At 48.1% G+C, this 1340-nt stretch carries 1 protein-coding gene; it reads left to right on the top strand.

What is annotated here, in order from left to right; genetic code table 11:
* The first annotated feature begins 71 nt into the window (after positions 1-71).
* Positions 72-1076 (top strand): IS110-like element IS5075 family transposase, encoded by a 1005-nt coding sequence (locus tag K2184_RS28955; RefSeq protein ID WP_000427619.1) that lies wholly within the window; start codon positions 72-74, stop codon positions 1074-1076.
* Positions 1077-1340 lie beyond the last annotated feature (264 nt).

Raw genomic sequence — 1340 nt, 5'->3', positions numbered from 1 at the left:
TATTTAATGAGATGGTCACTCCCTCCTTCCCAGTACTATGCTGAGGACAGGCTTTCATTCGGAGAACCATCATGGAAAACATTGCGCTTATTGGTATCGATCTGGGTAAGAACTCTTTCCATATTCATTGTCAGGATCATCGTGGGAAGGCCGTTTACCGTAAAAAATTCACCCGACCAAAGCTAATCGAATTTCTGGCGACATGCCCGGCAACAACCATCGCGATGGAAGCCTGTGGCGGTTCTCACTTTATGGCACGCAAGCTGGAAGAGTTAGGGCATTTTCCAAAGCTGATATCACCGCAATTTGTCCGCCCATTCGTTAAAAGCAACAAAAATGACTTCGTTGATGCTGAAGCTATCTGTGAAGCAGCATCACGTCCATCTATGCGTTTCGTGCAGCCCAGAACCGAATCTCAGCAGGCAATGCGAGCTCTGCATCGTGTCCGTGAATCCCTGGTTCAGGATAAGGTGAAAACAACTAATCAGATGCATGCTTTTCTGCTGGAATTTGGTATCAGCGTTCCGCGAGGTGCTGCCGTTATTAGTCGACTGAGTACCCTTCTTGAGGACAGTAGTTTGCCTCTTTATCTCAGCCAGTTACTGCTGAAATTACAACAGCATTATCACTATCTTGTTGAGCAGATTAAAGATCTGGAATCTCAGTTGAAACGAAAGTTGGACGAAGATGAGGTTGGACAGCGCTTGCTGAGTATTCCCTGCGTTGGAACGCTGACTGCCAGTACTATTTCAACTGAGATTGGCGACGGGAAGCAGTACGCCAGCAGCCGTGACTTTGCGGCGGCAACAGGGCTGGTACCCCGACAGTACAGCACGGGAGGTCGGACGACATTGTTAGGGATTAGCAAGCGGGGCAACAAAAAGATCCGAACTTTGTTGGTTCAGTGTGCCAGGGTATTCATACAAAAACTGGAACACCAGTCTGGCAAGTTGGCCGACTGGGTCAGGGAGTTGTTGTGTCGGAAAAGCAACTTTGTCGTCACCTGTGCTCTGGCAAACAAGCTGGCCAGAATAGCCTGGGCACTGACGGCGCGACAGCAAACTTACGAAGCATAAAGGCAGAAATACACCAGTTTAAACAATCATTCATCTGGTTTTGCGAATACTGATATTGATGATACTAACGGCCCACCGGCCTGTTGAGGAACCTGTAAAACGGAAAGGCTCATTGAAGCCGTATATTTTCTGGAGGTTCATCAGGCGCGGAACTCATCGAGGCGCGGGAATAAAATCCCATTCAGACGCCGGATAGATTCAAGCAAGCCAACTTGTCGTCAAAATCGGTGTTGCAAAAACGGGAGTGACCATAGATTCCGTTTT

This window comes from Klebsiella sp. K5-306 (genome assembly GCF_051835185.1).
In the GTDB taxonomy this organism is placed as follows: domain Bacteria; phylum Pseudomonadota; class Gammaproteobacteria; order Enterobacterales; family Enterobacteriaceae; genus Klebsiella; species Klebsiella oxytoca.
The sequence above is the reverse complement of the archived record's forward strand: the minus strand, read 5'-3'. Positions and strand labels throughout refer to the sequence as shown.

Excerpts from the sequence above, each read along its gene's own strand:
- K2184_RS28955 (WP_000427619.1), top strand. The coding sequence starts at position 72 with ATGGAAAACATTGCGCTTATTGGTATCGATCTGGGTAAGAACTCTTTC.